At 57.9% G+C, this 24145-nt stretch carries 24 protein-coding genes and 2 pseudogenes; 8 read left to right on the top strand and 18 right to left on the bottom strand.

Annotation, left to right across the window (positions count from 1 at the left end; all coding sequences use genetic code 11):
- Positions 1 to 11 precede the first annotated feature (11 nt).
- On the top strand, positions 12 to 245 hold the full coding sequence (locus BKE30_RS15815) for a hypothetical protein (protein WP_139153998.1): 234 nt from the start codon (positions 12 to 14) through the stop codon (positions 243 to 245).
- Here BKE30_RS15815 and BKE30_RS04670 read toward each other — a convergent pair.
- The 6 genes from BKE30_RS04670 to BKE30_RS04645 form a co-directional block, all read right to left on the bottom strand.
- Positions 212 to 484: a lipoprotein gene (locus BKE30_RS04670; protein ID WP_033050421.1), complete on the bottom strand. Its 273-nt coding sequence runs from the start codon at positions 482 to 484 to the stop codon at positions 212 to 214. The genes BKE30_RS15815 and BKE30_RS04670 overlap by 34 nt on opposite strands.
- Positions 481 to 1425, bottom strand: a complete 945-nt coding sequence (locus BKE30_RS04665) for a LysR family transcriptional regulator (RefSeq protein WP_076877483.1) — start codon at positions 1423 to 1425, stop codon at positions 481 to 483. Before BKE30_RS04665 ends, BKE30_RS04670 begins: the two co-directional genes overlap by 4 nt.
- A gap of 14 nt (positions 1426 to 1439) precedes the next feature.
- Complete coding sequence (locus tag BKE30_RS04660; RefSeq protein WP_076877482.1) at positions 1440 to 2969, bottom strand: efflux transporter outer membrane subunit; 1530 nt, start codon at positions 2967 to 2969, stop codon at positions 1440 to 1442.
- A 64-nt stretch (positions 2970 to 3033) separates the two neighbouring features.
- A complete protein-coding gene (locus BKE30_RS04655; RefSeq protein WP_076877481.1) occupies positions 3034 to 6201 on the bottom strand; it encodes an efflux RND transporter permease subunit in 3168 nt (1055 codons plus the stop codon).
- A 19-nt stretch (positions 6202 to 6220) separates the two neighbouring features.
- Complete coding sequence (locus BKE30_RS04650) at positions 6221 to 7423, bottom strand: efflux RND transporter periplasmic adaptor subunit (protein WP_008294933.1); 1203 nt, start codon at positions 7421 to 7423, stop codon at positions 6221 to 6223.
- A gap of 184 nt (positions 7424 to 7607) precedes the next feature.
- Positions 7608 to 7922: an ArsR/SmtB family transcription factor gene (locus tag BKE30_RS04645; RefSeq protein ID WP_031943990.1), complete on the bottom strand. Its 315-nt coding sequence runs from the start codon at positions 7920 to 7922 to the stop codon at positions 7608 to 7610.
- Between the two features lie 111 nt (positions 7923 to 8033).
- On the opposite strand from BKE30_RS04645, the gene BKE30_RS04640 reads away from it, so the two are divergent.
- From BKE30_RS04640 to BKE30_RS04625, 4 genes and pseudogenes are all read left to right on the top strand, one after another.
- Entirely contained in the window at positions 8034 to 9068 is a 1035-nt protein-coding gene (locus tag BKE30_RS04640) for a permease (protein WP_016540588.1), read from the top strand.
- Positions 9069 to 9080: 12 nt separating this feature from the next.
- Positions 9081 to 10199: pseudogene (locus BKE30_RS16475) on the top strand (ISL3 family transposase); the annotation flags it as partial.
- A gap of 6 nt (positions 10200 to 10205) precedes the next feature.
- A pseudogene (locus BKE30_RS16470) lies at positions 10206 to 10931 on the top strand (LLM class flavin-dependent oxidoreductase); the annotation flags it as partial.
- The gene (locus BKE30_RS04625) at positions 10915 to 11802 is read left to right on the top strand and encodes a sugar phosphate isomerase/epimerase family protein (protein ID WP_004350834.1); all 888 of its coding nucleotides are present in this window, start codon (positions 10915 to 10917) and stop codon (positions 11800 to 11802) included. The pseudogene BKE30_RS16470 and the gene BKE30_RS04625, both read left to right, overlap by 17 nt.
- Here the strand turns inward: BKE30_RS04625 and BKE30_RS16630 are convergent.
- Positions 11780 to 12121: a hypothetical protein gene (locus BKE30_RS16630; protein WP_454464556.1), complete on the bottom strand. Its 342-nt coding sequence runs from the start codon at positions 12119 to 12121 to the stop codon at positions 11780 to 11782. The genes BKE30_RS04625 and BKE30_RS16630 overlap by 23 nt on opposite strands.
- Before the next feature lie 78 nt (positions 12122 to 12199).
- Here BKE30_RS16630 and BKE30_RS16625 point away from each other — a divergent pair, with 78 nt between their 5' ends.
- The gene (locus BKE30_RS16625) at positions 12200 to 12382 is read left to right on the top strand and encodes a hypothetical protein (protein ID WP_454464555.1); all 183 of its coding nucleotides are present in this window, start codon (positions 12200 to 12202) and stop codon (positions 12380 to 12382) included.
- Positions 12383 to 12588: 206 nt separating this feature from the next.
- Here the strand turns inward: BKE30_RS16625 and BKE30_RS04610 are convergent, their stop codons facing one another.
- On the bottom strand, positions 12589 to 14844 hold the full coding sequence (locus BKE30_RS04610; RefSeq protein ID WP_014703516.1) for a ThiF family adenylyltransferase: 2256 nt from the start codon (positions 14842 to 14844) through the stop codon (positions 12589 to 12591).
- Positions 14841 to 16034 (bottom strand): ComEC/Rec2 family competence protein, encoded by a 1194-nt coding sequence (locus BKE30_RS04605; protein ID WP_076877480.1) that lies wholly within the window; start codon positions 16032 to 16034, stop codon positions 14841 to 14843. The genes BKE30_RS04610 and BKE30_RS04605 overlap by 4 nt, the downstream gene beginning before the upstream one ends.
- A gap of 89 nt (positions 16035 to 16123) precedes the next feature.
- Here BKE30_RS04605 and BKE30_RS04600 point away from each other — a divergent pair, with 89 nt between their 5' ends.
- Complete coding sequence (locus tag BKE30_RS04600) at positions 16124 to 17026, top strand: WYL domain-containing transcriptional regulator (RefSeq protein ID WP_060092248.1); 903 nt, start codon at positions 16124 to 16126, stop codon at positions 17024 to 17026.
- A 6-nt stretch (positions 17027 to 17032) separates the two neighbouring features.
- Entirely contained in the window at positions 17033 to 17821 is a 789-nt protein-coding gene (locus BKE30_RS04595) for a hypothetical protein (RefSeq protein WP_076877479.1), read from the top strand.
- Positions 17822 to 17898: 77 nt separating this feature from the next.
- Here the strand turns inward: BKE30_RS04595 and BKE30_RS04590 are convergent, their stop codons facing one another.
- From BKE30_RS04590 to BKE30_RS04555, 9 genes are all read right to left on the bottom strand, one after another.
- Complete coding sequence (locus tag BKE30_RS04590; RefSeq protein WP_014703511.1) at positions 17899 to 19182, bottom strand: hypothetical protein; 1284 nt, start codon at positions 19180 to 19182, stop codon at positions 17899 to 17901.
- A gap of 13 nt (positions 19183 to 19195) precedes the next feature.
- Complete coding sequence (locus tag BKE30_RS04585; RefSeq protein WP_014703510.1) at positions 19196 to 20014, bottom strand: TIGR02391 family protein; 819 nt, start codon at positions 20012 to 20014, stop codon at positions 19196 to 19198.
- A gap of 22 nt (positions 20015 to 20036) precedes the next feature.
- Positions 20037 to 20339, bottom strand: a complete 303-nt coding sequence (locus tag BKE30_RS04580) for a helix-turn-helix domain-containing protein (protein ID WP_014703509.1) — start codon at positions 20337 to 20339, stop codon at positions 20037 to 20039.
- Entirely contained in the window at positions 20323 to 20706 is a 384-nt protein-coding gene (locus tag BKE30_RS04575; RefSeq protein ID WP_014703508.1) for a type II toxin-antitoxin system RelE/ParE family toxin, read from the bottom strand. Before BKE30_RS04575 ends, BKE30_RS04580 begins: the two co-directional genes overlap by 17 nt.
- A gap of 13 nt (positions 20707 to 20719) precedes the next feature.
- Positions 20720 to 20848 carry a hypothetical protein gene (locus BKE30_RS16465; protein ID WP_023110662.1) on the bottom strand — a complete coding sequence of 43 codons (129 nt, stop codon included), beginning with the start codon at positions 20846 to 20848 and terminating at the stop codon, positions 20720 to 20722.
- Positions 20845 to 22047, bottom strand: a complete 1203-nt coding sequence (locus BKE30_RS04570; RefSeq protein WP_023110663.1) for a tyrosine-type recombinase/integrase — start codon at positions 22045 to 22047, stop codon at positions 20845 to 20847. The genes BKE30_RS16465 and BKE30_RS04570 overlap by 4 nt, the downstream gene beginning before the upstream one ends.
- A gap of 332 nt (positions 22048 to 22379) precedes the next feature.
- Positions 22380 to 22937, bottom strand: coding sequence for a hypothetical protein (locus tag BKE30_RS04565; protein ID WP_076877478.1), 558 nt, complete (start codon positions 22935 to 22937; stop codon positions 22380 to 22382).
- Positions 22938 to 22948: 11 nt separating this feature from the next.
- Positions 22949 to 23404 carry a hypothetical protein gene (locus BKE30_RS04560; protein ID WP_076877477.1) on the bottom strand — a complete coding sequence of 152 codons (456 nt, stop codon included), beginning with the start codon at positions 23402 to 23404 and terminating at the stop codon, positions 22949 to 22951.
- Between the two features lie 142 nt (positions 23405 to 23546).
- Positions 23547 to 24011 carry a hypothetical protein gene (locus BKE30_RS04555; protein WP_143253652.1) on the bottom strand — a complete coding sequence of 155 codons (465 nt, stop codon included), beginning with the start codon at positions 24009 to 24011 and terminating at the stop codon, positions 23547 to 23549.
- Positions 24012 to 24145: the final 134 nt, after the last annotated feature.

Raw genomic sequence — 24145 nt, 5'->3', positions numbered from 1 at the left:
GCTAATTCCCCGTGGAAAACGCGGCACAAAGGCGTGCCGCAGGCGTCAGGATCGGTGCCGGTTCAGTGCCGGTCAAAGACCGTTATCGGCAGCAAGGTGATGTAAAAAGCATGGTTTCATGCAGGGACGAAATCAGTAAAAACGCCGCAGGCTTGAGCGCGCTGCGGCGTGTCGAGAAAGAAAATCAGGATATGCGGCAAACCGCCAACGGTCAGAGCTTCGGCGGCGTCTCCGATGGCGTGTAAGGCACCTTGCCGTCTCCGAAGAAGCGCTTGTTCGTTGCTTCGGCCACGCGGTTGCACAGCACATCGCCCATCGTCGGACGCTCGGTCTTGCATTGGCGGCGCAGCTCCCTCAGGCGCGCAAGATCTGCGGCCAGCTCTTCCACGGTCGGTACATTGGCTGCCTGTTTCGGTGTTTCGGACTGGCCGCAAGCGGACAGCGCGGCGACCAACAGGAATGGGGCGATCTGCTTCATGGTCATGGCTCGACTTCCTCTTGGGGATCGGGTTCAAGGGGGGGCGTGGCTCTGATGCCGTCCGGCGATTCGATGGCCTGCACACGCTCGATAAAGCGTGACAGCACGTCCGAGGATCCACCTTCCCGGTGCAGCACATAAGTGGTCAGCATGGGTGAGCGACCCGCCAGCGGCCGAGCCACAATCCCAGGCTCACGGCTGCCTGCGATATGCGGCGCTCCGGCTAGGCCCAGCGCAAAGCCCGCCGACACTAACGCCATCATCAAATCGCACGAAGCCACACGTTCGGCAATCAGCGGCTCCATATCTATCCGGCGCAGTACACGCTCGACTTGGCGAGCATGGCCTTCGCATACGTGCGGATCGCACAGCACCAGCGGATAGCGCAGCACTTCTTCCAGCGGGATGCGCTTGTGCTTCAAAAGCGGATGGCGTGCAGGAACCGCCACCATCAGTGCATCGCTCCAAACGGCTTCGGCAGTGATGCCTTCTCCAACTTCATCGGACTGGGCAAAGCCCACGTCGTACAGGTCGTCATGCAGTCCCTTGATCTGCTGCGACAAGGGTACCTCGAACAGGCGAATCTCGACTTCGGGTTCTTCCTGCCGACACAGCGCCAGCAAGGACGGCAGGCGCGAGGGCGTGATGCCGTCGGACAGTGCGATACGCAACTGACCGTGGAAGCCGTTGGTGGCTGCATTCACGCTATCGCGCGCCTGCTGCAAGGCGGTGAAGATGCGCGGCACATGCTCCAGAAACAGCTTGCCCGCCCGTGTCAGCCGCGTGCTGCGGCTGGTACGAATGAACAACTGTTCGCCCAGGCTCTCCTCCAGCTCCTTGATAGTGCGCGACAGCGGTGACTGCTCGATGTGCAGCCTCTCCGCCGCGCGGGCGAAATGTAGTTCTTCGGCGACAGCGAGAAAGCAGCGTAAGTGTCGAATCTCCATTTCGCCTCCTGTTGTCAGTACAAAGGCCGTTTGAGAGTCGCAGCGTTGTAGCCGCTCATCTCACCGAGTTCATCCAGTTCAGGCCTGTCGCCGCTTTTGTGGCGCTGCGCGACTGCCTCGCCCTGCGGTCCGGGCAAGGCGTGTGACCAGCCGCCGGCCAGCGTCTTGTAGACCGCCACCAACGCCGTCGCCCTGCGGGTGGCGCTTTGTGCCAGCAAGTCTTCGGACTCCAAGCGTGAACGTTCGGCCTCCAGCACATCCAAAAAATGGATGGCGCCGCCCTCAAATTGCAGGCGAGCCGTCTTGGCTGCCCGGCGGCTGGCCTCGGTCGCCTGTACCAGCATGGCGTACTCGGTCTGCGCGCGCGATAGGCGTACCAGCGCGTTCTCGGTTTCTTCCATGGCGCGCAGCACCGTGCGCTCGTATACCGCCAAGTTTTCGGCAGTGGCTGAATTGGCCGCCGCGATGCGCGACCGCACCCGGCCCACGTCTAGGAAGGAACCACCCACACCGAGCGAGATCATTCGCGTTTCACTATCACGCTCGAACAACGAACCAAAGCCCAACGCCTGCGTGCCGATCAGCCCTCCCAACGTAAAGCGAGGGAACAGGTCTGCCATGGCTACGCCGATACGCGCAGTGGCCGCAGCCAGCCTACGTTCTGCCGCAGCCACATCGGGACGGCGACGCAGTAGATCGCCCGGTGCACCGGCGTTGATCTGGGCGGGCAGCTCAGGCAAGGCTGCGGGGTGATCCAGCACTTCGGCCATCGCCGCAGGCGTGCGGCCAGTGAGCACGGCAATGCGGTGGGCGGCCACAGCAGCCTCAGCTTCAAGCGGCGGAATGCGCGAGCGTGTCAGCGCCAATTGCGTGCGGGCGCGGTCGGCATCGAACGACGTGCCCCGGCCGTTCTCGAACAAGACCTCGATCAGCCGCAGCGTATCGGCTTGGTTGATTTCGTTGTCCCGCGCGACCTGTAATTGCACTTGCAAGCCGCGCAAGCGGAAATAGGCGTCGGTCAACTCGGCCACCATAGCCACTTGTACGCCCGCCAGGTCGGCTGCGCTGGCCTCGGTCTCGGCGCGCTGCGATTCCACGCTGCGCCGCACTCGGCCAAAGAAGTCCAATTCCCAGATCACGGATAGGCCAGCCGAATGCAGATCGTTATCCCGGTCGGAGCGGGACGCATCCGGTGCTTGTGCAGCACTGGCGCGCTGGGTACTGATTTCACCGGACGCGCCCAGCGTCGGATAGTAGTCTTGGCGACGTTCGCGCGACAGTGCGCTGGCTTGCTCGTAGCGCGACAGTGCTATGCGGATGTCGTGATTGGCGTGAAGAGCATTCTCCACCAAAGAGTGCAGCACCGGGTCATCCAGTTCCCGCCAGAATTGCGCATCGGCCTCCGGTACAAGCTGGGACACGGCAACGGGGTCTTGGCGGGCATACGTCACTGCCTGGGGCGCGGCAGGTGCCTTGTAATTCGGCCCTACTGCGCAAGCTGCCAGCGTCAACGCCACCAAAGGGAGCAGTACCAGATGTGGCATCCGACGTAGGCATGGTCGGATGCGGGATGGCGTTTGAAGCATGACGGAATCAGTCCTTGTGGAGTCAGACATGGGTGTCCTCCATGGCGACATTTGCCTGGCGACGTGGCTTGCGCGTCGCGAGCCTGCGTAACGCGACGTAGAAAACAGGAGTCAGGAATAAACCGAACAAGGTCACGCCGAGCATGCCGGCGAACACAGTCACTCCCATAACCTGGCGAATCTCCGCGCCTGCGCCGGAACCGACCATCAGCGGCACCACGCCAGCGATGAAGGCGATGGAAGTCATGATGATCGGGCGCAGACGAAGGCGTGATGCCTCCAGCGCGGCATCGAGGATGCTGTGCCCCTTGCGCTCAAGTTCACGGGCGAACTCCACGATCAGAATGGCATTCTTGGAGGCCAGACCAATCAGCACTATCAAGCCAATCTGCACGAAAATGTTGCTGTCACCACCCGCGAGCCACACGCCCGTCATGGCCGACAACAGGCTCATGGGCACGATCAGGATGACGGCCAGCGGCAACGTCCAGCTTTCGTACAGTGCCGCCAGCACCAGGAAGACCAACAGTACCGCCAGCGGGAACACCACCAGCGCGGTATTGCTTTGCGTGACCTGCTGGTAGCTGAGGTCGGTCCACTCCAGTTGCATGCCTGGCGGCAGCACCTTGTCTGCAATGGATTGCACTTGCTGCAATGCCTGCGATGACGACACCAGACGCGGATCTGACTCACCAATCAGGTCGGCAGATGGATAGCCGTTGAAGCGGATGACGGGATCGGGGCCGAATGTCTTGCGCACGTCCACCATGCTGCCGATGGGCACCATGTCGCCATTGGCGTTGCGGGTGCGCAGTTTGACCACGTCCTCGACAGAACTGCGGAACGGTGCGTCCGCCTGAGCCATCACCCGGTAGGTGCGGCCAAAGCGCGTGAAGTCGTTGACATACGCCGAACCCAGGTACACTTGCAGCGTATCGAAAAGATCGGTCACGGCCACGCCCTGTGCCTTCGCCTTGGTGCGGTCCACTACGGCGTCAAGCTGCGGCACATTGGCCTGATAGGAACTGATCGGATATTGGAATCCCGGTTCTTGCGAGATGGCCGTCGCCAGCTCGGTGGTCGCCGTCTGCAATGCGGCATAGCCCTCACGGTTGCGATCCTGCACGTAAAGAGAGAACCCGGAACCCGCGCCCAGCCCCATGACAGGGGGCGGCATGATGGCAAAGGCCAGACCGTCCTGCTCCTGAGCGAAGCGCTCGTTCAACTGTTCCGCAATCTCGGTTGCAGTGTGCTTGCGCTCATTGATGGGCTTGAGTACGAAATACACTAGGCCGCTATTGGACGTGTTGGTCGACTGCAAGCCGTTCATGCCCGGGAACTGCACGGCGTTGTAGACGCCATCGGTCTTGAGCGCGATGTCGCTCACACGGCGGACCAGCGCTTCCGTGCGCTCCAGGGATGCACCCTCGGGTAGCTGGATGACACCGATGAGATACAGCTTGTCCTGCATGGGGATGAATCCGCCAGGGACGGCCTTGAACACAGCTCCCGTCGCCACCAGTAGCGCGATGTAGACGAGAAACACCGCACCACGCCGCCCGAGGATGCGCGACACGCTGTTTCCATAGCCATCCGCGCTGCGCAGGAAGAAACGGTTGAACGGCCGGAATATCCAGCCCAGACTGCGATCCAGCACCCGCGTGGGCAGGTCTGGCGCGGCACCATGCGGGCGAAGCAGGCGCGCGGCCAGCGCAGGCGACAGCGTCAGCGAGTTGATGGCCGAAATTACCGTGGAGATCGCAATGGTGACGGCGAACTGTTTGTAGAACTGCCCTGTCACGCCGGACAGGAATGCCATAGGCACGAATACCGAGCACAGCACCAGCGAGATGGCGACGATGGGGCCACTGACTTCGCGCATGGCCTGATGGGCCGCAGCCAGCGGCGCCAGCCCTTCGGCGATGTTGCGCTCGACGTTTTCCACCACCACGATCGCGTCGTCCACCACGATCCCGATGGCAAGCACGAGTCCAAAAAGCGTGAGCGTATTGATGGAAAAGCCCAGCATCAGCAGCACGGCGAAGGTGCCTACCACCGACACCGGCACGGCTAGCAGTGGGATGATGGAGGCACGCCAAGTCTGAAGGAACAAGATCACCACCAGCACCACCAGTCCGATGGCTTCCAGCAGAGTGTTGACGACCGCCTTGATCGACTGACGCACGAAGACAGTTGAGTCATACTCCACCGACCATTCCACTCCCTCGGGAAAGCGCTTGGCCAACTCGTCCATCTTCGCGCGGACTTGATCCGAGATTTCGATGGCATTGGCGCCCGGGGCTTCAAGGACAGAGATCGCGACAGCAGGCTTGTTGTTGAGCAACGACATCAGCGAGTAGCTGGATGCGTCCATTTCCACGCGCGCCACATCTCGCAGCCGGGTGACCTGACCCTGCGATCCGGTCTTGACGATGACGTCGCCGAACTCTTCTTCCGTCACCAGCCGGCCCTGCGCATTGATGGACAGGAGGAAGTCGCTTCCCGAGGGGTTGGGCGGCGCACCTAGTTGACCGGCCGAGACCTGGACGTTCTGTTCGCGCACGGCTTCGACCACATCGCCGGCGGTCATACCCAGCGCCGCAATTTTGTCGGGGTCCAGCCATAAGCGCATGGCGTAGTCGCCAGAGCCGTAGATCTTGGCATCGCCCACCCCCTGGATGCGTGCCAACTCGTCGCGTACATGGAGCACGGCATAGTTGCGCAGGTACAGCGCGTCATAGCGATCGCCCGGCGAGCGCAACTGCACGACCAGCGTTTCGTTGTGGGACTGTTTGACGGTCACCACACCTTGCTGGCGCACCGCTTCGGGAAGACGCGGCTCTGCCTGGGCGACACGGTTCTGTACCTTGACCTGGGCGTCGTCGGGATCGGTGCCAGGACGGAAGGTGACGGTCAGCACCAACACGCCATCACTACCGGCCACGGACTTCATGTAGAGCATGTTTTCCACGCCGGTGATGGATGCCTCCAGTGGTGCGGCTACCGTGTCGGCGATTTCGCGCGGATTTGCGCCAGGATACGTGGCGCGAACCTGTACGCTGGGTGGCACGACTTCCGGGTACTCGCTGACGGGCAAGAGCGGGATCGCGATCAACCCAACCACGAAAATGATGATGGACAGCACGGCCGCAAAAATCGGCCTGTCCACGAAAAAGCGGGCAAAGTTCATGATGGCTGGCTCTCCGCGCTCATTCGCTCGCCTGGGCGATTTGTCGGCCTGCAGGCGCCATTTCAATGTCCTGGGCCGTCACTGGCATGCCGACAGAAACCTTCTGGATGCCGTTGACGATCACGCGGTCGCCGGGATTTAGACCTTCCTCGACGATGCGCAGGCCTTCGGCCTTGCGTCCCAGCGTGATGTCGCGGCGCTGGGCGGTGTTGTTCTCATCGATCACATACACGTACTTGCGGCTCTGGTCGGTCAGGATGGCCTTGTCGTCGATCAGCATGGCCTCGAAACTGCCGCTACCCGGCAGGCGCACTCGGGCATAGAGGCCCGGCGTAAGCAGGCCGTCGGGATTGACCAGGGTGGCGCGTGCGCGGATGGTGCCGGTGGCCGCATCGACACGGTTGTCCACGAAGTCCACGTTTCCGGCGTGTGGATAGCCGTTCTCGCCGACCAGGCCCACCTGCACCGGGATACTTTCGCTGCGCTGGTCGGGGCGCTCTCCGTTGCGAGCCATGTGGGCGTAGCGCAGATAGGTACGCTCGTCGCTATCAAAATGCACGTGCACCGGGTTCAGCGAGACTACGGTGGTCAGGATGCTGGCCTGGCCGTCAGCACTCACCAAGTTGCCTGCCGTGACCAGTGCACGTCCGGCGCGGCCTGTGATGGGCGAACGTACCTGGGTGAACGACAGATCCAACTTGGCGGTCTCGACTGCGGCTTGGGCGAACTGCACGTTGGCTTGGGCCTGATCGGCGGCGGCGTGGCGCTGCTCCAACTCCTCGGTGGAGGCTGCTTGCAACGAAGCCAGCTTTTGAGCACGGGCCGCTTCGCTACGTGCCAGTGCGGCCTGCGTGCGGGCGCGGGCCAAGTCTGCTTCCGCGCGAGCCAGAGCAGCACGGTAACTGCGAGCGTCAATCTCGAACAGCACGTCGCCACGTTTGACGATCTGGCCCTCTTCGTAATTGACCCTGTCGATGTAGCCACTCACACGTGGCCGCAGCGCAACGCTTTCCACCGCCTCGACGCGGCCATTGAACTCATCCCATAGGACGATCTTGCGCACCGACACAGGTGCCACGCTGACCGTGGGTGGAGGGGCGGCGACCGCGTCGGCGGCGTCGCTATTGCAGCCAGCTAGGGACAGCGCCAGCAAGCTCGCCGCAGCTAACGGCAAGGCGCGGCGCCAGGAAGGCAGGACCGCAAGGTAAGGCAATGTGCTCATTGTTTTCAGGGTATCCGGAATTTCTGGTTGATAAAATGCCAAAGATGTAAAGAAGAAAATCTTTCTCAGCGGATTATCTGATTGATCCTCTTCAGCCTACTCTACTGCCAATTTTCTGTTTCCACCTTCGCCTGAGTCTTCATAGCGATGCTGACTAGGGAGGACAGCGAGAGCTGGGCAAGCGTCAAAGCGGTTCTGGTTCATGCGCAATCCGGACACCTGCACAACATTCCTCTTGTAAGAAACCGATCAAATTCTCTAGGTGCCCATACTCGGGTATACAGACAATCGTGCGGCTATGTTTCTCCTGCCAGATCAGCCCTACCTTGGCCATGCGCGCAAGGTGATGTGATAGCGTCGAAGCAGGAATACCCAGCCCCTTCTGGATATCTCCGACCGAAGCCCCATCATGGCCAGCTTTGACCAGAAAGCGGAACACGGACAGTCGGTGACTATTCCCTAGCTCAGCTAAGCTGGCTGCAACCTTTTCGTGATCCATAGCACGCCCCAATAATTCGATGTTTCTAGAATTATAGTTGACAGGTCGGATAAACGCAAGTAGGCTGCGTACATCATTTCGACAATACTAGAAATATAGGAGTAATATTGAATGTCATCTCAACTCCAAGACGCTCTAGGCATGTTCGCCTTTCTCGCTATCGAGCTATCGGTTTTATTCATTGGCATTAGCTTGCTGGTCGGAGTTCTTCAACGTCACATCCCACCATCCAAGGTGGAAGCGTTACTGCCTTCCAGTGGGAAGCGAGGCTATTTTCTTGCTGCTGGTTTAGGAGCTATAACGCCCTTCTGTAGTTGCTCGACTATCCCCATGTTGAAAGGGTTGATTCGGGCACGGGCCGGTTTTGGGCCGATGATGGTGTTTCTTTTCTCATCTCCGTTGCTGAATCCTATCGTCGTCGGCCTGCTGGTTGCCACGTTTGGATGGACACTTACTGCTATCTATGTGCTCGCCGCTTTGGTGGTCGCGGTAGGTGCCGGATGGCTGCTTCACACGCTTGGCTTCGAGCGTTATGTGCGCCGGACGGCGACACAAGAGAGCAGTGGATGTAGTTCATCAGCAAGCCCGTGCAGTGCTACATCGACCGCATCGAGTTGCGGCACCAACAGCTGCGACACCACTCCGAAGACGGCTTCTTGCGGGGCTGATAGGAAGACAACAGTCTCTACGTCTAGCGAATGCTGTGACAGTCAACCCACTGTCACGGTTAAGAAAGAAGGGAAGTACAGTGGTGTGTGGCGGGAAGCTTGGTCGGACTTTATCGATGTGTTGCCTTACCTGCTCATCGGTATTGCGATTGGCAGCGTGATCTATGGTTTCATGCCCACTGACTTATTGGAGCAGTATGCAGGCCCAGATAATCCCTTTGCCATTCCAGTTGCCGCTGTCATCGGCCTGCCGTTGTATATTCGCGCTGAAGCCGTCATACCTCTGGCAGCGGCTCTGATGGCCAAAGGCGTGGGTGCCGGGACGGTGCTAGCGTTTATCATCGGCAGTGCCGGAGCCAGCCTGACTGAGCTCATTCTGTTGCGCTCTTTGTTCACGCTGAAGCTTTTAGCGGCGTTTTTAGCAGTCATTTTTGCTATGGCGATGATTGCCGGTTACGCCACCTACCTGTTTTTCTGATCAAGGCGGGAGATGATTAATTCGTTAAGCCTTCCTGGGTACCAGTTGGTGGATTCTGATGAGCAGAATGAAGACATACATTTTCGGCTTGAAGCACCTACACCAGTAGCCTGCGAGGGGTGCGGCGTGCAGGGTGAGTTCGTGCGGTTCGGCAAGCGTGACGTTCCCTATCGTGATCTGCCCATCCACGGCAAGCGGGTCACTCTCTGGGTGGTCCGCCGCCGATACACCTGCCGGGCCTGCAAGACAACATTCAGGCCCCAGCTACCGGAGATGGTGGACGGATTCCGTATGACACTGCGGCTGCATGAGTACGTGGAGAAGGAATCCTTCAACCACCCCTACACCTTTGTGGCGGCACAGACCGGCCTGGACGAGAAGACGGTGCGCGACATCTTCAACGCCCGCGCCGAGTTCCTGGGGCGCTGGCACCGCTTCGAGACGCCCCGCATCCTGGGCATTGACGAGCTATACCTGAACAAGCGCTACCGCTGCATTCTGACCAACATTGAGGAGCGAACCCTGCTCGACCTGCTGGCCACCCGCCGCCAGGACGTGGTGACCAACTACCTGATGAAGCTGAAAGACCGGCAGAAGGTCGAGATCGTCAGCATGGACATGTGGAACCCCTACCGGGCAGCGGTCAAGGCTGTGCTGCCCCAGGCCCGTATCGTGGTCGATAAGTTCCATGTGGTGCGCATGGCCAACGATGCCCTAGAGAGAGTGCGCAAGGGCCTCAGAAAGGAGCCGAAACCGTCCCAGAGCCGGACTCTCAAGGGAGACCGGAAAATCCTGCTGAAACGCGCTCACGAAGTCTCAGACCGGGAGCGCCTCATCATGGAGACCTGGACAGGCGCGTTCCCGCAACTGCTGGCCGCCTACGAGCACAAGGAGCGCTTCTACGGCATCTGGGACGCCACCACACGGCTCCAGGCAGAAGCCGCCCTGGACGAGTGGATAGCCACCATCCCGAAGGGCCAAAAGGAAGTCTGGAGCGATCTGGTCAGGGCAGTGGGAAACTGGCGCGAAGAGACCATGACCTACTTCGAGACGGACATGCCCGTCACCAACGCTTACACGGAGTCCATCAACCGACTGGCCAAGGACAAGAACCGTGAAGGGCGCGGTTACGTCACGGCACAGACGTCGCGCATCGCGCTCGCAACTGGCAGCGTCATCACCACTCTGCGTCATCCCTTGCTTGTGGCCAAAGCAGCAGCCTCGATCGACCGCTTGTCAAATCAGCGCCTGGTGCTAGGTATCGCCACGGGTGATCGGCCAACAGAGTTCCCGGCCTTCGGTCAGACAATGGATGCGCGAGCCACGTTGTTCCAAGAAGCATTGACTGTGTTGCGTCAAGCCTGGCGTGAGGACTTCCCGGAAATCTCCACGCCCCGAGTGAACTTGTCGGGTGCAGATACGCTGCCGAAACCGGCGTTGAGAGACATTCCCGTGATGGTGACTGGTCATTCACGCCAGTCGGTCGAATGGATTGCCGAGCATGGGGATGGCTGGCTTTACTATCCCCAAAATATCGCGCAGCAAGCCATGACAATCAAGAATTGGCGGTCGCTGACACCAAGATTCAAACCCTTCACGCAATCCTTCTATATTGACCTGTCGGAGAATCCCGATGAACCCCCATCGCCCATCTTCCTCGGGTTTCGGGCTGGTCACCGATTCTTTACTGACTACTTCAGCCGCTTGCGCGATATTGGGGTTAATCATATTGGCCTCAACCTGAAATACGCGACACGTCCGGCGCATGAGATTGTTCAGGAACTTGGCGAGCATGTCGTACCGCACTTTCCGGCGCACGCTACTGCCCATTTGGAGGAGGCGCAGGATGCTGCACGGTCATAAAATTTTTGCCTGGGATCTCGCTTTTACTTCTTCGGCTGGTACCTATGCCTTCGATGTCCAATGCGAAATGCTGGCTGACATCGGTTATGACGGCCTGACCTATGCCGTCTGGTCAGGGAGCCGATGGGAAACCGCAAAGCGTCTATCCACCGTGAAAGATCGTTTCGGTTTGGAGGTCTTTAGCGTGTATGTGGTGATCGACCTGGATCAGGGCCCACAGCATCCCATCAACGCAGGACTCTTGCGGATGCTTGAGGAGATGGAAGGCGTGAAGGCTGTCAATCTTGGAATCAGGACGGCAGGCCACGGTTCAAATCATCGAAAGGCACCGGACGACAAGGTATTGCAGGACTTCCTTGGTCGGGCACTTGAGATTTGCGCACGGCGCGGAATTGACATCCTGCTGTATTTTCATCTGGGCTTCTGGATGGATCATTACTCCATTGCGGCACAGATCTGCTCGGTCGTGAACCATCCGAATCTCGGCATCGTGTTTCCAAGCTATCACTGGTATGGCTACGAAACCAATGCAGGCAGCCCGACGGAGGGCTATCAGGCCGTAGACCCGACGCCAGCGTTAATGGCGTCAACACCCTTCATGCGGGAATTGACTCTCAGCGGCGCAACCCGCAGCCCACTTGGCTGGAGTCGTATTGCCACTTTCGAGGCGCTCGATGCAGGAGAACTCGACAACTTCGCACTTCTTGGACTTGCCAAGTCGTTCGGTTATACCGGCCCCGTCGGCTATGATGGCACATTGGTCGGGGGGAATCCATACAGCACGCTCAAACGCTCCTATGACGCGATGGACGAGATGTTGGGTTTGCTGACAAAGCACCCTGGTTGGGCTAAGCGTGAAACACACCCGTAACCCATGATTGAGCACATCTACATGTCCCAACATCCTCGCCGGCCTCACGCTGCAATGTGCGGTCGAGGCTCGTCCACCGCTCCTGTTCCACCTCGCGCTGCAAGGTCTGCTGAATCTCCAGTTCGGTGCGCGGCCCCAGCCATTCCGTCGCCAGTTCGGCGGCGCGATGGCGGAAGCCGTGGGCGATGTAGTCGCCCGCGATGATGAGGTCTTTGCCGGTGTCGTCGCGCCCGCGCACGATCAGGTGGGTGTGCGGGTTGTCGGTGTTCCAGTGATCGACTGCCACCCAATCCAGCCGCGTCCCCAGGTCGGCTTCCATCCGGTTCACCAGATGCCGGGTGTAGGTGCGCAACTCCTCAAGCTCGGCACCGTCTTCCGGTGAGACGATGAAGCGGAAATGGTGCCGGTCGTCGTCGGCCCGCTCCTTGAAGGCATCGAGGTCGGCATCGTCAATCTGCGGCCCGTAGGCCCGGCCCGGTTCGCCATCGCGGCCGGCGCCGTCGCGCTCGATGTAGCGCAGGTGCTTGGCGAGCGACTGCGGGCTGGCGTTCGCGCTTGGTCGATGACTGTTGTTCCATAGTACGTCTTCAGGTGCTCGACGAGCTGATCTCCCGTATCCAGATACCCACCGTCAACGACGTGCACGCCCTCTGTGCCATTCACCGAATAGCGTAGCGTGATTGCATCCCCGCTTTTCGCTGTTTCGACGCCAAGAAAATCGATCTCGAAGTAGTCAGCCATACATCCCTTTCGTTTTATGCCAAGAAAGTGCCGGCGGCTTTGCCTTTACCAGCGATCCACCGCACACCTGAGTCCTGTCGGAGTCCATACCAACGACACGGCGGGAAGGCCGCCAGCATCCTCGGCGATGCCGCGCAACGTATTTCGGTCTATGCCCGAATGTGCGCCGCCTTTCGGGTGGCTATGCCAAGTGCCGATGAAGGCCAGATACCCCAAAGAGGTTCCATTCGCTGTGCGCAAATTTTGAACAAGCCCATTCGTCCCAAGGACGAAGCGGGCGGCCTCCCGAATGCTGTCAGGCGGCGCATCCACGAGGCCAGCAATGGTGATGGTTCGATTCTCAAACGAGATACGACCGACCAAGGCTCCACCTGTTTCCAGAGCGCCCCAGCGCAGCGCATCAGCATGGATCGCTTGCACGACAGGGTGCAGAATCCGAATGTTCCAGCCACCATCGTCTGCTACGTTGAGCACAGTGGTCGGGCCGAGGCTGGTGCTGGTCCATGCCATGCCGAGGCCTTCGGTATCCGAGACCCCGGCGCAAAGCGTCGCCTCCTTCGGGAGTCCGCCAACGAGCCAGCGTTCCAGTTGCAGGCCAGCTAATGAAGCAGAACGCGAAACAACGGCATCGGACATTGGCATCGTCAGTGAACGGCAGTTGTCGCCCACAAAAATACGCGTCGGCTCAGACGTATCGCCAGCAATCGACGCCCGCAGTTCCGGCACAAACCGACAGCACTCGAACAAGAATGCCGTAAGATCGTCAACCCGACCGGCGCGACCAGGCCCTTCAAGCAAAACCGCGACACAGCGCCCCTGGCCATACATGACGATCCGTGCCAACCGCGCAGGGGATTGGTTCAGCGCCGTTGATTGCGTTTCTGCGGCCAACACCTGAAGTGAGGCTGTCGCATCCACGATGAGGGCCGCATCCTGCGGAACGGTTGCAGCAAACTGCGCAGCATCGACCAAGAGAGTCACTGCGTCGGTGTCGAACGCTTGCGATTGAAGATGCGACAGCGACTCAAAGGCCGTCTTCATCAGCGCCGACTTCCGAGGTGGGACCAGCACCGATGCCCGCTCAATGAGTGCATGCCGGGCCGCGTTGTGAGGCGACATGGACTCGTTATCGACGAAGGTCATTGAGCCGAAACCCGCTCGCCCCAGTTGCATCGCGATTTTCGACCCCACGCTTCCGCAGCCGAGCAAGACCAGCGGCTGCGATGTGGCCGCAGATGGAATGCCGGACGTTCTTGCCAGCAGTTCGGGAGACAACGCATGTGCGTGAAAAGCCGGGTGAACCGTGGCGTTTCGCTCCAGGAGCGATTGAGCGTTGAGTTCATAGCGCACCACGTAGGGCAATACCTCGATACTTCTCCCCGGTGAGCCCACAAGCGACGCTGGCCTTTGAACAGTCAGAATCACAATCGCATACAAGCCATGCGTCCAGCCACGCGAGTCTTGCTGCATATCCAGAATCGAACGTCCATAGTAGCCGTCCAAGCCTTGAGCCAAAGCGTCACGATCGACGCCGAGTTCCGCTGCTCGATCAAGCAACGTCGCGAGATCGACAACCGTCTCGGGTTGATAGTGGCCGACCACATGCGGGTTGCCGTCGGTTATTGGAGCCCGCGCAATGAAGGCTGCGGTATGGCCATTTCCCCATTTACCCAACTTGTCGTTGTGAACCTCCTGATAGAACACAGGATCGACTTGAGCAGTCAGTTCGGCATTGACGATGGCGTATAGCCCGCCATCAATCGTCACGTAGCCTGCGGGAACCACCAAAATCGTGCCGTCAGCGGGAGCGGCGGCCGCGACATTCTCGGCACTGAATACAAGGGTCGAAGGACAACTGTCTCGACGAGTCGGCTCCCACCCCTGTTCAAGGTCCAGCAACGTCCCGGCTGCGGCCTTGTGCAACCAAACGATCAACTGATCGACGATGGCGTCCAGACCAAACCGATGCAGCAGCTCGTCCAACGATCCCTCGAACAGACAAGGCGAGACCAACTCGCCTTCGCGATGAGGATTGATGTGCGGCAAGTTGAGTGGGAAGTCCGCACGCAAGAAAGGCTTGGGTGCAGACATGGGCCAGTCACTGCCGAATACCAGAACGCATGTCTCGACCGAGCGCACTCCGGTCCCGGATACGCCATTGCGCCGAGACCTGCTCGGCAATTCAACAGCAACATCGACTTCAATCTGCGTCGATTCACCACTTTTCCTTGGCTCGCCAACGCGGACAAGGCCCCTGTGCCGCTGAAGTTGATGCAGTGCGTCCGCGATGGTGCCCGTCATGATGCCCCGTGTGGCATGGGCGCGCGCGCGGAGGTCACCACGGCAGCGGCCTTCGATCCGGACTCCTTCTTCGAGGGAGGTTGCACACCCTGAGCGGTTACGGTGAAAACGAGGGGCTCCACGGATTTTTCGCTCGGATATTCGCCCGTGCAGTAAAAGTCGCCTTTTACTTCGTCCACGATTGCTACGTATTCACGCTTTGCGCGGATGCAGGGCGGATCGCTGTCGTCGTCTGCGATCGGCTTGCAACTGGCGACGATGACGGCGCCGTCACGGGTCTGCGAAAGCGCCTTGCGAGCATCAGCATCGAGCTTGGCTTTTTCACGGTAGTCGGACCAGCTGTCATAGGACAGCGAATGCCAGGAACAATGATGAGGCGCCTGCATGATGTCGTACTCAAGCACATCTGCTTCAGCCTTGTGGCGTTGCCACTGGCGGTTCCAGATGAACACCTCAGCATCGCCACCAGTAAGGAATTTCGCACCATCCGGCGTCTGCGCGTCAGCCGCCAACGTGATGTTCAGAATAACGCTGGACTGGTTCTTGACCAGGCACTCTTCCTCTTCCTCGTCATCCTGGGCGTCCAGTGGAGCCAAAAGAAACGCAGAAAAGAATGCGGAACTCTTGCCATTGATCGTTGAAAAGCGCGTGTCCACCTTCCGCACAATCGAAGTGAGATCATCGGTTTTTCCGTCGATGTCCTCGCCCATGATCTGAATGCGGTCACCGTTCCCGACGGCGAAATTCTTGTCACGGTTCAGTTGCACGCGCCGACGCGCCTCCGTGTTGAATGCCTTGGCGTCGTCGCTCAAGGTGTGCGTCTTGCTGGCGCGTCGAAACACGATCGGGGACGACCACATCTCGCGGATCACGATTTTCTTGTCCTTGTCGTCCTTCTTGTCGTCCGGGTACTTGTCGAGTGGCCCTAGGTAGAAGTGTCGCTTCAACCCTCGGCAATGGTCTTGATCCGGGTGGCTCAGCAGGAACGCATCGACATACGGCCTGCCGTTCTCATCCTTCTTCAGTCGTTCGCGCAAATCCTTGGCGACATCGCGCGCCTCCCCGTCAGGGTCGTCGGCGTCTTGCCTGATGTTTACGTCGATCAGCAGAGTCGTCGCGTCGAGATCGCCGAACTTGATGAGGGTCATGTCCCCGTTGTCGACGGGAAAAAACGTGATGGTTGTAGGCACTGGGGTCTCCGGGTAGACGACCGAAGGATGATCGCGTATAGTTAATGTACGACGATTTTTTATATCCGTCTACTTTTTAGGCGTGACTGATGCAAAAACCTTCCTTTCCTGCCGCCGAACCTGCTGAGCCTAAGGGGCTAAGTTGGGGGCTGGAGAGCAGACTTCAATTCATCGATTTCCGTCTGCGCTGGGAGCGGCGCATCAACCGGATGGATCTCACCGAGCACTTTGGTATTTCGGTCCCGCAGGCATCGCTGGACATTTCCAAGTACATGGAGTTGGCGCCGAGCAACCTGACTTACGACCGCAGCTCCAAGACCTACACGGCAGCGCAGAGTTTTCACCCGCTTTACCAACGAAGCTCGGCGCAACGCTATCTAGCAGAACTGCTAGCGACAAAGATGGGAATTGTCGAGCCGACGGCCAGCTTCATCGGCTCCGCGCCGGAGACAGATTGGGCCCCGTCCCCTTGGCGCACGATCAATGAGCAGACCGTCGAAGCAGTGGTGCGCGCAATCCGCCAGCAGGAATCCATTCTGGTGAGCTACCAGTCCATGACGTCGTTGGATGAATCGGTTCGCTTGCTGTCTCCCCACGCCCTTGGCAATGACGGTTTTCGCTGGCACATGCGCGCGTTTTGCCACAAGCGCCAGCGCTTCAGCGATTTCGTCCTTGCTCGAATCCTGCGCATCGATGGCTTCGAGGCGACCCAAGTGGACTCCAACCAAGATTCGCATTGGCAAACTGTATTGACGCTGGTACTTGCACCGCATCCCGATTTGCCTGCAGCCAAGAAACGAGTCTTAGAGTTGGACTACGGCATGGAAGATGGAGAGGTCAAACTTCCATGCCGCCAAGCGTTTCTGTACTACACGCTGAGACGTTTGGGTTTGCATACCAAGGAAGCACCCGACCCTCTCGCGCAGCAGATCACTTTAAAGAACCGCGATGAAATTCAACCCTATATTGATGCCTTGTCGGCCCAAAGCTGAACGCCCATGACAACTATTTTTGAACTGGTCAAAGACCCCTATGAGCGCAAGGCGCGCGTAATCCCAGGACTTCTTGTAGCGTTACCGCTGCTCGTTCCTTTGTTGTGCGTCTACGGCGCAAAGCACCCGGTACTTACAGGCGTGATCGGCTTGCTTGGTGGCTGCGGTGCCATTTATGCGCTTGCGAGCGTAGCTCGCGGGCGCGGGAAGAAGCTTGAAGAGATCCTGGTTGCAAGGTGGGGCGGTATGCCGACAACCATCGCGTTACGCCATCGCGACAAGTTTCTCGATGGTGTCAGCAAGCAGCGCTACCACACGGCGATCACGGCCAAGCTGGGCATCGCCATGCCAACGGCAGAAGAAGAATCAGCAAGCCCTGACAAGGCAGACGACATCTACATCGGTGCCACTAAGCGGCTTCGCGAACTCACGCGTTCCAACAAGCAGCTCTTGCTGAAAGAGAACATCGCCTACGGATTTCACCGCAATATGCTGGCAATGAAGCCTGCCGGCATCGTGTCGTGCCTCCTGGGCATCGTCTACGGATTGCTGATTGCAAAGATTCTGCAGGTAGTACCTCCTCATTTTAACCTAGAGCACCTTGCCGATCCGGGGCTTGCCGCAGGCTTGACACTGCTCATTTCGCTGGCATTACTTGCCGCTTGGCTGCTGTATTTCGATCAGGGCGCGGTCAGACGGATGGGGTTCGTCTATGCAGAACGCTTGTTTGAGTGCTTGCCGTCTTTGCCTTCTTCGGCCCCGCGGAAAAGAGCCTCAAAACCGACTACGGACTGAGATTCAATGCTCTTTGCAAATAGGCGCGTAACTCCGCAGGAATGCTTGCCTATCGGCTGACTTCCGACGGGGGATGGTCACGCCTCTTGGCTGGCAGCCGCGTGATTGCGATGCAGGTCCGAAACCACCGCGATCAATCTGTTGATCGGTTCAGCCAGCCGCTTCGGCAAGACGCGATGCTGGGTATGGGTTTTCAAGTCGGCGATCCAGCGATGCGCAACCCACACGTCTTCTTCAGGGTGGTGGTTGTCTACGCCGTTGCAATACTTGTAGCCAACGAGCGAATCAGTGTGCGACAGCAGGATGCGCGCCATCGTCATGTGGAAGCGATGGGCCTGGAGATCCGCCGGGCCTTTGGGACGCGGCAGGGTCAGTCGTAGGCATCGCTGGCCGTTGAACTCGCTCCAGTCGGGGCCAACGACTTGTCCCGCGCGTTCCAGCATCTTGCGCGACTGTTCGTTCTTGCCATTGACCAAGGCAACGGCGACCGTACCCTTCGGGTACTCCAGCTTTTCGGCGAGCAGGTTCATCCAGCGCACCAACTTGTTCAGGGTCTCATCGTCGGCAAACACAAGGAACTGATGGCGCTGCTCGTCGTCCAGAAACGCCGGCAATTGCGCGTAGAGGGGGTACAGCAGGTCGTGGAGATAGATGTAGGTCTGCCGGCGTCCTTGCTCGTGGCTCCGCGTGGTCGCAGTCAATACCTGCCGTGCCCACTCGGGCGTGAGTTCGTCCAGCGTCATCTCGGTGATGTCGATGGAGATGAGCGGGAATCCGAGCGACTTCCCGATAAGAGCCTTGCGCCCGTCGAAGGCGTGGCCGAGTTCGATTTCAACGCCGCCCAGCACCATCGGTTCAGCCTGGACCGGGGGGCCGAGCACGGCAACGTCGAGCCGGAATTTGCTGCCGAATGGCGTCTCCAGGGGATGCTCGGTTGCCACCTGGTCGGCGCCGAGCAACAAGTTGCCTTCCAGCGGATAGTCCGACGCATCCATATCCTTGAACGCCCACGGCATCGCAAGCCCGGCATTCAAACGTCGTGAGAGTTCGGCCGCGACAAGTTCTTTCGCCCGCCGGTGTTCAGGACTTTCCTGCACGGCGCGCCATCGGCTGGCTTCTTCATCGTCGAAGTGCGCTTTGGGGTTAAAGGTGTGCTGGGCAGGAAGTACGCGGAAATGGGATCGCCGACGCAGCTTCCCGCTTTCAAAGGAGGGGCTGACCCATGTCACCATCTGGCGCTCTGCGCCTGGAGACACCAAGGGCCACAGCTTGCGCGCATGTTCCCGGCTGCGAACGTCGCGCGCGGCAATCGTGGTCTGGAAAATCCCTTTTCGAGAGAAGACAACGATCGCCTCGTCCATTCCTGTCTCTCACTTACGGCGATACGGCCGCTAATTTCGTGGTGCCATCCAGCTTGCGGTGAATCAGCGATACCAGCGTCAGGATGTCCAGTGCGTCCTGTTCGGACATGGGCCAATTCGTCTTGGGCGCATGGGCCAGCGGATTGCGCACGGCGCCAAATAAGCCGATCAGCAGGTTGGCAAAGCCTTTCTGCTCGCTCTTTTCGGACTCGGTGGTGAGCGGTCCCAAGGCGAGAACGGGTTGCTGGCCTGCGAATGCCTTGTTCACCAAGTCCGCGCCGTCGCCGTTCAGGCCCGACAGCAGGCGAATCCGCTCCGCAACACCTTTCGTTGCCTCGAACACGGCATGGAAGTAGTTTTCCTCCAGCAACTCGGCGCGGCAGTAGTTCAGCACTTCCGCATGGACGACGCGGCTTTCCAGTGCGGCCTTGAGTCGTCCCGCGCGGGCGCGGGCGGCATCAAGCGTCGTGGCCTTATCGGCGTGAGCAACCTTGCCGTCATCGCGCACGTAGAAACCGGAGAAGGCAAGGACGACATTGAGTTCGTCGCGCCGCCAAGCGAACGTCGCGGGATCGCGGGCGTAGTTCACCGGGTTCATCGCGCGGTTGATGAACATGATGAGATGGTTGCCGATCTGGTGGTGGTTCTGCGCACCGGCCAGCGCATTGAACAACCGCTTCCACTTTGTCATGCCGGGCGACGTGTCGGCAACCTCGATTTCCTGCAGCAGCCGCTCGATCTGTGTACCGCTCAGACCGCGTTCGGTATCGGCGAGCACGCGGCAGGCGGCTTCAAGATGCTGTGAGTTGAAAGGGGTAATTCGCGTCGCCAATGCCTGTCTCCCTCGTCAGGCATCAGATGATGGCCTGCAGGCCCTTGTCGGCGATGACGTTGAGCAGTTTGAGCGCTGGCCCCGTGGGATGGGTTTCGCCTTGTTCCCACTTGCGCACGGTCGAGGCCGACGTGTGTAGATGAAGAGCGAACACCGGCTGGCTAAACTTCAAGGCTTCACGCAGCCGCTTGATATCGAAAGCACTGAACTCCCGCACCGGCGGCGGGCAGATTGCGTCGAACTCGCGCATCGTTACCTTGCCGATCGCTCCCGCTTCGTGGAGCGCGGCCAGATCGCCACGCAGGGATTCAATGATCTTGCTCACAATGCACCTCCAATAACACGCCTGACTGCAACGCCTTCGACAATGCTTCGGCGGACAGTTCCAGGAACACCTTGCCGGCGAATTGCAGTGCCTTCTTCTCGTCCTGCGTAATGTTCGCCTTGTCGCTCTTGGGGAACCCATGCAGGAACACATAGCGGCTGCCGATCCGGGCCGACAATAACGTGCGGTAGCCGCCACTCTTGCCACCACCAGGGCGGGCAACCCGTTTCTTGTAAAGGAAGCCGCCCAAGTCCGCGTCAATCAGACCGCTTTCCATCTCCTGAACCGCTTTGCACAAGGCGGCATCGGACAGCTTTTCGCCCGCCTGCCACCGCGCAAAATCCTTTCGTTTGAGGATGCGCGTCATCTTGACCTTCAAACTATACCCGAAACGGGCACACTTTTCCAGTGCTTAGTACGATACGCAGGCGGTGATGGCCACTGAGCCAATTGTCGTAGCGGTGATACGACAATTGGGGCGGCAAGGTGGATTGCTGGCCTCTGATCATGCGGTCACCTCTTTCGGTTCTTGATGCATGCTGACGACCGACTTGCGTCGATTCGCCACCAGTTCGGCGGCTTCCCGCACGGGCTTGTCCTCGGTGTGGACGTAGCGCATGAACATCACCACGGTCTTGTGCGCCGTCAGGGCCATGCCGACCTTGACCGGGATACCCGAATTGGCAATGTCGGTCGCCGAGCGGTGGCGGATGCCGTGCGTCCCCACATGCGTTGCCCCCGCCGCTTTGAGCGCACGGCTCCAGCCGCCGTAATACTCGCCCGTGGTCAGGTGTTGCCCTGGATGGCGCGGCGACGGCAGGACGTAAGGATTGCCTTCCTGCCTCGGCGCCGTCGAAAGCAGCCGGTAGGCTTCCTCGCTGATGGGCTTGGACATACCGCCGGTCTTGCTGTCAGGCCAGACGACGCGGCGGTTTTCCAGATCGATCCATTCCCATTCGAGCGAGACGATTTCGCCACGGCGGCCGGCAAACTCGAATTGCAGGCGGATCGCCAACGGGATGACGTAGTTCTCCAGCCCCTCGGCCTCGATCTTGTCGAGCTGCCGGAAAAGTTTTCCCATGTCCTCGTCGCTGATAAGGTGGGTGGACTTGCCGGCAGGGAACATTGGGACATGGCGGCAGGGATTGGTGCCGTCAGGCCGATAGCCCCACACCTCAGCCAAATTGAACATCTTGCGCAGGATGCTGAACGCCTTGTTCGCCTCGGTCTGCTTGTAGGAAAGCTTTTCCATCAGTCCGGCAATGTCAGGCCGCTTCACGTCGTGGACCTTCTTGCGGCCCAACAACGGGATGATGCAGCGGTCGATGACACCTTGATAGCCGACTCGGGTGCTGGGCTTGTTGCGCTTCTTGGAGTGGTCCTCCATGAACTTCTTGCACAACTCTTCGACGGTGGGCGCTTTGCGTGCTTCCGTCTTGGCTGCGCCGGGATCACCACCCCGGCGTACCTGGGCCAGCCATTCTTGCGCGAGCGAACGGGCCTGTTCGACGGTCAGTTCCCCGTACTGACCCAAGGCGGGCTTGCGGCGCTCGCCAGCGTTCGTCCGGTACTGGAGCATGAACACCTTGCGGCCCGACGGGGTAATCTTGCACAAGAAGCCGGGAACCAACGTATCCCGGAGTTCGACGGCCTGCGCCTGGGGGTGTGCCGCATCGACAGCGGACTTGGTGAGTTTGATTTTTGCCATGATGACTCCTTGGAAAGACCCGGTTCCCAGGAGCCTTCTAGGGGCCAGTAGAGGGAAAGTCAGGTCAAGTTTCGGAAAGCACCGGCATATGATGAACTCGCCTAAGTCATTGATAAACCTGCTGTATCAAGCCTTGGCGTAGTCCAGCGCAGTACCGGGCTGGAGTCATGGTGAAATAAAAAATCCTGAGCGATGCGGTTTTACTTTTTTGGTGCCAGCTAGCTGGCCTAGCACAGCATTAAGTTTTATTATTTATGTCACGCTGACCAGTCACATAATCAGGTGCGACTGGCCACAATTTAAAAGTTTATTAAAACATGACCCCTTACCGACTAGGAAAGCGTATCCGCGTAGTCAGTGGTAAGCCGCCTGATCATTGCATTGTCACCAACATCACTCAAATACTTGAATACCTCACGGTCGGTGGCCAGCACAATACTATCCTTGGCACTGGGTAACCAGTGAAAAATAGAGAATATGGCCAGTACCAGCTGCCCATCGGCAGTTCTGGCAATTACCGTATCATTCAGTATGCAGAGTGTTGTCCCGATGGCCAAAGGATAGGTTTTTATAATTAAACATTGCCGGCCAGAGAAACCACTATTCAGCTTGTCATGAAATGCAATATCGAGCCTTTTAAACTTATAACCTGCTAGTGAATAGTGGGATTTAAGGTGGGTAAAGAACCAGCTACCCAGACCGGCCAGAACCAATGATCCGGCTAGATCACCACTAACTCCGTCACTGACAAATATAATTAATGATAGCAGTACCATGAAGGCACAGAACCCAAAAAGTGCAACGGTTAGAAAATAAATGGCCATCACCTGCTTTTGACTCAATTCAACATTCTGGTCTTTCTGGTGATACAAATTGTCTTTTTTCTTCATAGCGGCAGGCCTTATACGAAAATACAGCGATTAACATTTAAATAATCAGGCGAGTTTAACTTTTGCTGAAAATCAATGAGGTGACTAAGCTCCCAGTCAATGATATCGGGATAATGTGCCTGCATTATCGAATTTATTTCTTTAGGCGTGATATCAAGGCATTGCACACGCAACTGCTTAAACTGCACCTCATCAATTTCTGGCCAATAAATGGTGAGAACATGACTATAGGATTTTTTAGTGAATCGCTTCAGAAAATCATTCACTTCATTTAAGGACTGGCATGCATAGGCATCATCCCCAATCATGATCTTATAAGGCATACATTCGGTGTGACGTGAATCCTTGCCATAGTGCAGGACACAACGCAACCCACTTACTGCCTTATCAGTGTTGGCAAAGATGCTGAGATAGGGCTTTTCAGGATCAGCGCTTGGAACAAAATCAGATTTTAAGAGAGCACGCATCGTGAGCTCCAGCTGTTTAACATAAGCTATTATACTACTATTTTAATTTATTTAGCAATATATTTAAATTTAATTGGCTATATAAGTCACACATAAAAATAGGTGCTAACTAGCACCCTTTTACTCGCCTTAGGCCAGCTTGTCATAAAAAACTCTTACTACAAATTCTGCACTGCATGGTTTGGATTATTCCTCGACTGACTATCCATGCATCACAGTTGCTACAGTAAAGCTCACAGGCCGTATGGTCTGCATCAAGCGAGGTGGCAGGAACATTTTGGCCATTGCTCCCAACCTTTTCATACCGGTGGTTTCGTTGCTGACTATGCTGTGGACGTGCTTGATCTGCTTGTAGAAAAAATCGGATCGCATACTGCTCATTGTCATAATTGGTTCGATATGGAATTCCTTCATAAGTACCAACCGTGAAGGGCTGGTCTTCTTCATCGCGGTGTGTTTTTACCCCATTCTCATCTGCAACACCAATATTGGTTTCGGTAATCTGCGGGTTATCATAGAGCAGGTAATCCAGAAACACAGGATCAAACTCGCTGAACTGGAGTGTAAGAAAGCCAACAGGCTCAACGGTTTCTTGCGAAGTACTCATGGTCAACTCAATTCATTTAGATAAATATATTATACAGCCTTTTTATTTTATCTATTAATATATTTATACTTTAATTAGTTACTATAATATTCAATTACTTTATATTTAAAGAAATAAATAATTTTTGTATTGTT

The organism is Alkanindiges hydrocarboniclasticus, assembly GCF_001982605.1.
Taxonomy (GTDB): Bacteria; Pseudomonadota; Gammaproteobacteria; order Pseudomonadales; family Moraxellaceae; genus Alkanindiges; species Alkanindiges hydrocarboniclasticus.
The sequence above is the reverse complement of the archived record's forward strand: the minus strand, read 5'-3'. Positions and strand labels throughout refer to the sequence as shown.

Excerpts from the sequence above, each read along its gene's own strand:
- BKE30_RS04670 (WP_033050421.1), bottom strand. The coding sequence starts at position 484 with ATGACCATGAAGCAGATCGCCCCATTCCTGTTGGTCGCCGCGCTGTCC.
- BKE30_RS04665 (WP_076877483.1), bottom strand. The coding sequence starts at position 1,425 with ATGGAGATTCGACACTTACGCTGCTTTCTCGCTGTCGCCGAAGAACTA.
- BKE30_RS04660 (WP_076877482.1), bottom strand. The coding sequence starts at position 2,969 with ATGCCACATCTGGTACTGCTCCCTTTGGTGGCGTTGACGCTGGCAGCT.
- BKE30_RS04655 (WP_076877481.1), bottom strand. The coding sequence starts at position 6,201 with ATGAACTTTGCCCGCTTTTTCGTGGACAGGCCGATTTTTGCGGCCGTG.
- BKE30_RS04650 (WP_008294933.1), bottom strand. The coding sequence starts at position 7,423 with ATGAGCACATTGCCTTACCTTGCGGTCCTGCCTTCCTGGCGCCGCGCC.
- BKE30_RS04645 (WP_031943990.1), bottom strand. The coding sequence starts at position 7,922 with ATGGATCACGAAAAGGTTGCAGCCAGCTTAGCTGAGCTAGGGAATAGT.
- BKE30_RS04640 (WP_016540588.1), top strand. The coding sequence starts at position 8,034 with ATGTCATCTCAACTCCAAGACGCTCTAGGCATGTTCGCCTTTCTCGCT.
- BKE30_RS04625 (WP_004350834.1), top strand. The coding sequence starts at position 10,915 with ATGCTGCACGGTCATAAAATTTTTGCCTGGGATCTCGCTTTTACTTCT.
- BKE30_RS16630 (WP_454464556.1), bottom strand. The coding sequence starts at position 12,121 with ATGGAAGCCGACCTGGGGACGCGGCTGGATTGGGTGGCAGTCGATCAC.
- BKE30_RS16625 (WP_454464555.1), top strand. The coding sequence starts at position 12,200 with ATGGTGCCGGTCGTCGTCGGCCCGCTCCTTGAAGGCATCGAGGTCGGC.
- BKE30_RS04610 (WP_014703516.1), bottom strand. The coding sequence starts at position 14,844 with ATGACGGGCACCATCGCGGACGCACTGCATCAACTTCAGCGGCACAGG.
- BKE30_RS04600 (WP_060092248.1), top strand. The coding sequence starts at position 16,124 with ATGCAAAAACCTTCCTTTCCTGCCGCCGAACCTGCTGAGCCTAAGGGG.
- BKE30_RS04595 (WP_076877479.1), top strand. The coding sequence starts at position 17,033 with ATGACAACTATTTTTGAACTGGTCAAAGACCCCTATGAGCGCAAGGCG.
- BKE30_RS04590 (WP_014703511.1), bottom strand. The coding sequence starts at position 19,182 with ATGGACGAGGCGATCGTTGTCTTCTCTCGAAAAGGGATTTTCCAGACC.
- BKE30_RS04575 (WP_014703508.1), bottom strand. The coding sequence starts at position 20,706 with ATGACGCGCATCCTCAAACGAAAGGATTTTGCGCGGTGGCAGGCGGGC.
- BKE30_RS16465 (WP_023110662.1), bottom strand. The coding sequence starts at position 20,848 with ATGATCAGAGGCCAGCAATCCACCTTGCCGCCCCAATTGTCGTATCAC.
- BKE30_RS04570 (WP_023110663.1), bottom strand. The coding sequence starts at position 22,047 with ATGGCAAAAATCAAACTCACCAAGTCCGCTGTCGATGCGGCACACCCC.
- BKE30_RS04565 (WP_076877478.1), bottom strand. The coding sequence starts at position 22,937 with ATGAAGAAAAAAGACAATTTGTATCACCAGAAAGACCAGAATGTTGAA.
- BKE30_RS04560 (WP_076877477.1), bottom strand. The coding sequence starts at position 23,404 with ATGCGTGCTCTCTTAAAATCTGATTTTGTTCCAAGCGCTGATCCTGAA.
- BKE30_RS04555 (WP_143253652.1), bottom strand. The coding sequence starts at position 24,011 with ATGAGTACTTCGCAAGAAACCGTTGAGCCTGTTGGCTTTCTTACACTC.